We start from the raw sequence: 7,359 nt of genomic DNA on the forward strand, positions 1-7,359 counted from the left end.
GCCCCCGGCACCCCTCCCGGGTGTCCCACCTCGCGCCCCGAAGCGAGACCCGGCGCCGCTCCCGTCCGTGCGAGCGCGCCCAGCCTGCCGCACCCCTCCCTCCCGCCTGCCCGTCCACGGGCGGGTGGTCGTCCACGACGACTCCGCCCGGATGACTCGTAAGGGCCACGCCGTCGCGCGGCCCGGCCGTCCAGCGGCCACGATCAAGGGGTGGCAGGTCCGGATCCCCCTGGCGAAGCGCCGTAGAAGCCGCCGACCGCAACCCGGTCGGGCGGTCGACGCCGCCGCCCGCCCCCGACCCACGGAAGCAGCTGTGATCACCACCACGGACCTCACGAAGGTCTACCAGTCCCGAGGCCGCGAGGTGACCGCCCTCGCCGGCGTCGACCTGCACGTCCGCCCGGGCGAGGTCTACGGAGTCGTCGGCACCAGCGGCGCCGGCAAGTCCACCCTCATCCGCTGCGTGAACATGCTGGAGCGCCCGTCCTCCGGCACCGTCACCGTGGACGGCGTGGAGCTGACCGCCCTGCCCGGCGGCGAGAACCGGGCCGGGAAGGAGCTGCGCGAGGCGCGGCGCCGGATCGGCATGGTCTTCCAGCACTTCAACCTGCTCTCCTCGCGGACCGTCCAGCAGAACGTCGAGCTCCCGCTGGAGATCATCGGCCTGGACCGCACCCAGCGCCGCCGCAGGGCCTCCGAGCTGCTCGACCTGGTGGGCCTCGGCGACAAGTCCGGCAGCTACCCCAACCAGCTCTCCGGCGGCCAGAAGCAGCGCGTCGGCATCGCCCGCGCCCTGGCCGGCGACCCCAAGGTGCTGCTCTCCGACGAGGCCACCTCGGCGCTCGACCCCGAGACCACCCGCTCGATCCTCAAGCTGCTGCGCGACCTCAACCAGCAGCTCGGCCTCACCGTCCTGCTGATCACCCACGAGATGGACGTCATCAAGTCCGTCTGCGACTCCGCCGCCCTGATGCGCGGCGGCCGGGTCGTCGAGTCCGGCGAGCTGACCGACCTGCTCGCCAAGCCCGGCTCCGAGCTGGCCCGCGAGCTGTTCCCGCTCAGCGAGTTCGGCACCGGCCACGCGGGCTCCACCGTGCTGGAGATCACCTTCCAGGGCGACACCTCGGCCCAGCCGTTCGTCTCCCAGCTGGCCCGCACCTACCAGATCGACATCAACATCCTCGGCGCCGCCGTCGAGACCATCGCCGGCCGGATGGTCGGCCGGATGCGGGTCGAACTGTCCGGCGGCCACCAGGACAACGTGGTGCCGATCGGCTACCTGCGCGAGCAGGGCCTGCAGGTGGACGTACTCGGCGCGGTGGACGGAGCGGTGGCATGACCTGGGACCAGATGTGGGCCCTGATGGGTCCGGCCACGCGCGAGACCTTCCAGATGGTCGGCGTCTCCACGTTCTTCACCGTGCTGCTCGGCCTGCCGCTGGGCGTCCTCCTGGTGCTCACCGACAAGGGCGGCCTGCTGGCCAACCGCTTCGTCAACAAGTCCATCGGCTTCGTGGTGAACCTGGCCCGCTCGGTGCCGTTCATCATCCTGATGATCGCGCTGATCTCCTTCACCCGCTGGCTGGTCGGCACCTCCATCGGCTGGCAGGCGGCCACCGTGCCGCTCACCATCGGCGCCATCCCGTTCTTCGCCCGCCTGGTGGAGACCTCGATCCGCGAGGTCGACGGCGGCCTGGTCGAGGCGGTCCAGTCGATGGGCGGCAGCAGCTGGACGATCGTCCGCAAGACGCTGCTCCCCGAGGCGCTGCCCGGCGTGGTGGCCTCGGTGACCACCACGGTCATCACCCTGATCAGCTACTCCGCGATGGCCGGCACCGTCGGCGGCGGCGGCCTCGGCACCCTCGCCGTCAACTACGGCTACCAGCGCTTCGAGACGGCCTTCATGTGGGTCATCGTGGCCGAGCTGGTGATCATCGTCACCGCCGTCCAGCTGATCGGCGACTTCGCCGTCCGCCGGCTCGCCCACCGCGGCCGCGACGGCGGGCGGACCAGGCTGCTCGGCCGCACCCGGACGACCCCCGACGAGGACCTCGTCGCCTCCTAGGCGGCCCCGCCCCCGGCCCCGTCGCCCCCAAGACCTCCCTCGTCCGATCTCCGGACGCGGCTCCCCGCATCACGCAGAAAGGCACTTTTCGTGCGCAACGTCCTGAAGTCCACCAGCATCCTCGCCACCGCCGGCCTCGCCCTCTCGCTGGCCGCCTGCGGCAGCTCCGGGTCCTCCTCGGACCCGAACGCGCCGCTGAAGGTCGTCGCCAGCCCCACCCCGCACGGGCAGATCCTCAAGTACGTCAAGGACAACCTCGCGGACAAGGCCGGGCTCAAGCTCGACATCAAGGAGGTCACCGACTACGTGACCCCCAACACGGCGGTGCAGGACGGTTCGTCCGACGCCAACTACTTCCAGCACGTCCCGTACCTGGAGGACTTCAACAAGAAGCACGGCACCGACATCGTCTCCGTCGAGCCGGTGCACCTGGAGCCGCTGGGCCTCTACTCCAAGAAGGTCAAGGCGATCGCCGACCTGCCGGACGGCGCCACCGTGGGCCTGCCCAACGACGCCACCAACGAGGGCCGCGCGCTCAAGCTGCTCGCCGACAACAAGCTCATCACCCTCAAGGAGGGCGTCACCACCGCCGCCACCCCGGCCGACGTGACGGGCAACCCGAAGAACCTCAAGTGGAAGGAGCTGGAGGCCGCCCAGCTGCCCCGCTCCGTCGCCGACCTCGACGCGGCCGTCATCAACGGCAACTACGCGCTCGACTCCGGCCTGAAGCCGGCCACCGACGCGCTGGTGCTGGAGAAGGCCGACGGCAACCCGTACGCCAACATCCTCGCCGTCAAGAAGGGCAAGGAGAACGACCCGCGGGTCAAGAAGCTGGCCGAGCTGCTGCACTCCGCCGAGGTCAAGAAGTACATCGACGACACCTACAAGGGCTCCGTCATCCCGGCCTTCTGAGCCGCGGACCGATCCGCGCCCCGTCCGACCGGGCCCCCGCCGCACCTCGGCGGGGGCCCGGTCGGGCAGTATGCACCAGGGACGCCGCCGCCGAAGGCGTTCTGACGTACCGTCGTGCGGGCGGCGCACCGCGTGATACCCGGGGCGCACGGGAGGCGTACGGTGTTGTGTCCACGACCCGGCGAGGAGAGACGGCATGGCAGCGAGCTTCCCCGAGACCGCCATCAGCACCGAACGGCTGCTGCTGCGTCCCCTTGCGGAGGACGACGCCCCCGGCCTCGCCACCATGATGGCCGACGACCTCGTCGTCACCTGGACCGACCTGCCGCACCCCTTCACCGAGGCGTACGCCGTCGAGCTCGCCCGCACCCTCGCCCCGGCCCACCGGGCCGCCGGCCGCGGCATCGTCCTCGCGGTCACCGAGCACCTCACCCAGCGCCTGGTCGGCCTGGTCGAACTGCGCAACACCGACTGGCGGCTGCGCACCACCGAGATCTCCTACGTCACCGCCGCCTGGGCGCGCGGCGAGGGCTACGCCCCGGAGGCCGTCCTCGGCGTCGCCCAGTGGCTCTTCGAGGACCGCGATTTCCTGCGCCTGGAGATGCGCACCGCCGCGGGGAACACCTCCGCCCAGCAGGTCGCCCAGAAGATCGGCGGGATCAGTGAGGGAGTGCTGCGCAGCGCCTGGATAGTGCGCGGCGAGTCCGGCGAGTCCGACACGGGCGTGGGGGCGCCGCCCGGGCGCCGGGCCGGGGGCGAGAGCCGCAGCGACCTGATCCTGTGGAGCCTGCTGCCGGAGGACATGGAGGTGCCCGAGCCGCACCGGGGCGGCCGGCACGGCGACCACCGCTACGTGCTGCGGGACTGAGCCGCCCGCCCGTCCGCCCGTGCGCCCCTCCGGGGCCGGTGCGGCGGCCGTCCGGCGGCCGTCCGGCGCGGACATGTGTGCGAGATGTCGGCGGCAGGGGGATCACACCCGGTAACCTTCCTCCGGCGCCGCAGTTCGGCGTGGTTTGTCGGCGCACCGAGTCGAGGGAGAACGGCCGCAGATGGCTGACCGGATCACGGTCATCGGGTGGGACGGCACGCCGCTGACCGAGGCCGCCGGCGCGGCCCTCGCCGCGGCGACCCTGGTGGCCGGCGCCCCCTACCAACTGGGCGCCCTGCCGGTGCCGGAGGCCGCCGAGCGGATCGCCCTCGGCAACATCCCGCAGGCCGCCAGGCGGATCGCCGAGCACCGCGGCGCCGCCGTCGTGGTCGCCGAGGGCGACCCCGGCTTCTTCGGCGTCGTGCGCGCGCTGCGCCGCCCCGAGTACGGCCTCGAACTGGAGGTGCTGCCTGCGGTCTCCTCGGTCGCCGCCGCCTTCGCCCGGGCCGGGATGCCCTGGGAGGACGCCCAGGTGGTCAGCGCCCACGGCGGGCGGCTGCGCCGCGCGGCCAACATCTGCCGCGCCCACCCCAAGGTCGCGGTGCTCACCGCGCCGGGTGCCGGGCCGGGCGAACTGGCCCTCATGCTCCGCGGGGTGCACCGGACCTTCGTGGTCTGCGAGGCGCTCGGCACTCCGGACGAGGACGTCACCGTCCTCACCTCCGACCGGATCGCCGACCACGGCTGGCGCGACCCGAACGTGGTCCTGGTGATCGGCGGCAACGGCGGCCCCCAGGCCGGGGCGGTCGACGGGGCGGCCGGCTGGCTCGCGGGGCGCCCGGTGGGATTCCCCGGCGCGGACCGCGGCTGGGCGCTCCCTGGCGACGCCTACGCGGGCGCCGGGCGCACGGAGGGTGAGCCGGGCGCGTCGAACGCGCTCCCCGCGCACGTGCGCGCCCTGGTGCTGGCCCGTCTGGGTGCTCGTCCCGGGGACCTGGTCTGGTCGGTCGGCGCCGGCAACGGCGCCCTCGCGGTGGAGGCCGCCGGGTTCGGCGCCGCCGTGGTCGCGGTGGAGGCCTCCCGCTCCGCCTGCGCCCGGCTGACCGTCAACGCCCGCCGCTACGGCGTCGAGGTGGAGACGGTGCACGGGCAGGGCCCCGAGGTGCTCGGCGGACTGCCGGAGCCGGACGCGGCGGTGGTGGAGTCGTCGGACCCCGAGGTGGTGCGCGCGGTGCTGGCCCGCAGGCCGGAGCGGTTCGTCGCGGTGCCGCGCAGCCTCGGCGAGGCCGAGGAGGTCCACCGGGCGATGACCGAGGCCGGCTACCGGGCGGACGGCGCGCTGCTGCAGTCCACCCCGCTGCGCCCGGCCGGGAGCCCCGGCGGCGGCCTGCTGCCGGGGTCGGGCGAGGAGGGCGTGCTGCTGCTCTGGGGTGAGCAGATCACGTGAAGGCCTTGGGCCCGTCCGGCGCCGGTCCTGTGCGGCCGGCGCCCCGCGCGGCCCGGCCCGGGCGGTGATCCAGGTCGCATCCGGACAATGATTCGAGAGGTGACGGCGCCGGGCCGGTAGTGTGGCGTCCTGGACGGCTGCGGCGGTCGGCGACCCGCCCGATCGGGTCGGTTTGTCGCCTTTTTGACGTGGCGCAGGCCGGGACCGCCCGGAGTGTGGGCGATTCGACGGGCCGCGTGCCGGACCTGGAGAATGCCGTAGGGTCCGGTGCGGTCGTGCCGGTTGCTCCGGGTTGTCGTTGTTTCAGATGGTGCGCCGTCCTCCGAGGACGGCGCGGGCCGGGGTGCCGCAGCGCGCCGGAAGGACTTGGGCCGCAGCGCCACGGCGCGGCGGCCGCGTGTGGTTGAGGGGCGGGTCGGTGCAGGCCCGGCCCGTGCGGATGGGCGCTGCGGTCGGTGATCGTGTCGCCAAGGGCGCGGCAGCGGCCTGGAAGGAGCTTTGACAATGACCGATGGCGGCCACGTCCCGGGCGAGGGACTGCCGGAGCACCTGTACGCCGGGCCCGACCCGCTCGGCGGACCGGAGGGCGTCGCGGGCGTTGCACCCCTGCAGGGCGTCGCGACCGACGGCGGCGTGATCCCGAACCCGACGGCACCCGGCCACGGGCTCCCCGGTGCGGTGCCCCCCGGTGCGGGTGTCATCCCGCCGCAGGGCCAGCCGATGGGCCAGGCGATGGGACAGCCGCTGGGCGCGCCCGGATTCGCCGTCCCGGCCCCCGGCATGCAGGCCCCCGGCGTTCCGGCCCCGGGCATGCCCGGCGTGCCCGTCGAGGGCTGGGGCGCCGACCAGGGCGCCCCGCGCCCGGCCTTCCACTTCCTCGACCAGCCCGACGGGCTGGACGACGAGGACGACGTCCTGCTGATGCCCGGCCCGCAGGGCTCCTGGGGCGAGCAGCCGCTCGCGCCGCAGCACGACGGCATGCCGGTCGAGCCGTCCTGGCCGCCGCTGGACCCGCCGGTGCTCGGCGCCGAGCAGTCCCAGCAGCCGCTCCAGGGCGCGCCGCTGCAGCCGCAGGCGCAGGACCAGATGACGGCCGCTCAGCCGCCGCGCCGCCCGCTGCACGCCGGTCCGCCGATCCCGGACCCGTCGCTGATGACCGGCCAGGTCCCGGTCCGCTCGCTCGCCGACCGCGGCCCGTCGCAGGGCGGCACGCCCGCGCACGGCATCCCGGTGGTCGGCCGTCCGCCGACGGCCGAGCCCGTCGCGCCGGTGCCGGCCGCCGCGCCGCAGGCCGTCCCGGTGTCCGTGCCGCCGACGGCTCCGGCCGCCGGGGCGCCGGTGGCCCAGGAGGTCCCGCAGTACCAGCAGGTGCCGCTGGCCGGGCAGCCGGTCGAGGGCCTGCTGGGCGTCGAGACGGTCGGGGCGATCGAAGTCGTCGAGGTCGTCGAGCTGCCGGACGTCCTGTCGGCCGCGGGTGCCGCCGTCGAGCAGCCGGTCGCCGAGCAGTCGGTCGTCGAGCCGCCCGCCGCCGAGCAGGCCCAGGCCGTCGACGCGGTCGAGGCCGTGGCGGCCGAGCAGGCGCAGGCCGTGCAGCCGATCGCCGAGCCCGTCGTCGCCGTGGCGGAGGGCGCCGTCGAGGCCGCCGCCGTCACCGAGCCCGCCGCTGCGCCGGCCACCGAGCCCGCCGAGCAGGCCGAGGCCGCCCAGGCCGGCCAGCCGCGCCGCATCTCGGCCTTCCTCGCCGCGCCCACCCCGCACGGTCTGCCCCCGGTCGAGGCGGTCGGTCAGAACCCGGCGGCCGACGAGGCCGCCACACCGCAGCCCGCGCCCATAGCGGCCACCGAGCCGGTCGTGGCCGCTCAGCCCGTGGAGACGGTCGAGGCCGCCCAGCCCGTCGAGGCCGCCCAGCCGGTCGAGGCCGGGGAGACCGCGGCCCCCGCCTCGGAGCCGGTCGTCGAGGCCGTCGCGGAGACGGCCGCCGGCACCGGGGAGATGCCCTCCGGCCAGCCCGTCGTCGAGGCCGCCGCCGAGGCGCCCGTGGTCGTCGAGGCCGTGGAGTCGGTGGAGT

At 74.8% G+C, this 7,359-nt stretch carries 5 protein-coding genes and 1 pseudogene; all 6 read left to right on the forward strand.

The features are described from left to right. Nucleotides 1-313: 313 nt before the first annotated feature. Nucleotides 314-1,339 (forward strand): ATP-binding cassette domain-containing protein, encoded by a 1,026-nt coding sequence (locus ACFYUY_RS32080; RefSeq protein ID WP_360208794.1) that lies wholly within the window; start codon nt 314-316, stop codon nt 1,337-1,339. Then, on the forward strand, nt 1,336-2,064 hold the full coding sequence (locus ACFYUY_RS32085; RefSeq protein ID WP_360208797.1) for a methionine ABC transporter permease: 729 nt from the start codon (nt 1,336-1,338) through the stop codon (nt 2,062-2,064). Before ACFYUY_RS32080 ends, ACFYUY_RS32085 begins: the two co-directional genes overlap by 4 nt. A 90-nt stretch (nt 2,065-2,154) precedes the next feature. Beyond that, nucleotides 2,155-2,976 (forward strand): MetQ/NlpA family ABC transporter substrate-binding protein, encoded by an 822-nt coding sequence (locus tag ACFYUY_RS32090; protein ID WP_387905868.1) that lies wholly within the window; start codon nt 2,155-2,157, stop codon nt 2,974-2,976. A gap of 196 nt (nt 2,977-3,172) precedes the next feature. Next, the gene (locus ACFYUY_RS32095; protein ID WP_387905871.1) at nt 3,173-3,844 is read left to right on the forward strand and encodes a GNAT family N-acetyltransferase; all 672 of its coding nucleotides are present in this window, start codon (nt 3,173-3,175) and stop codon (nt 3,842-3,844) included. Between the two features lie 181 nt (nt 3,845-4,025). Next, on the forward strand, nt 4,026-5,291 hold the full coding sequence (gene cbiE / locus ACFYUY_RS32100; RefSeq protein WP_387905873.1) for a precorrin-6y C5,15-methyltransferase (decarboxylating) subunit CbiE: 1,266 nt from the start codon (nt 4,026-4,028) through the stop codon (nt 5,289-5,291). Nucleotides 5,292-5,795: 504 nt separating this feature from the next. Then, nucleotides 5,796-7,359, forward strand: a pseudogene (locus ACFYUY_RS32105) (hypothetical protein); the annotation flags it as partial.

It is taken from the genome of Kitasatospora sp. NPDC004745 (assembly GCF_042873275.1).
GTDB lineage: Bacteria > Actinomycetota > Actinomycetes > Streptomycetales > Streptomycetaceae > Kitasatospora.

Coding starts and splice junctions, on each gene's coding strand:
- cbiE (WP_387905873.1), top strand. CDS start 4,026: ATGGCTGACCGGATCACGGTCATCGGGTGGGACGGCACGCCGCTGACC.
- ACFYUY_RS32085 (WP_360208797.1), top strand. CDS start 1,336: ATGACCTGGGACCAGATGTGGGCCCTGATGGGTCCGGCCACGCGCGAG.
- ACFYUY_RS32095 (WP_387905871.1), top strand. CDS start 3,173: ATGGCAGCGAGCTTCCCCGAGACCGCCATCAGCACCGAACGGCTGCTG.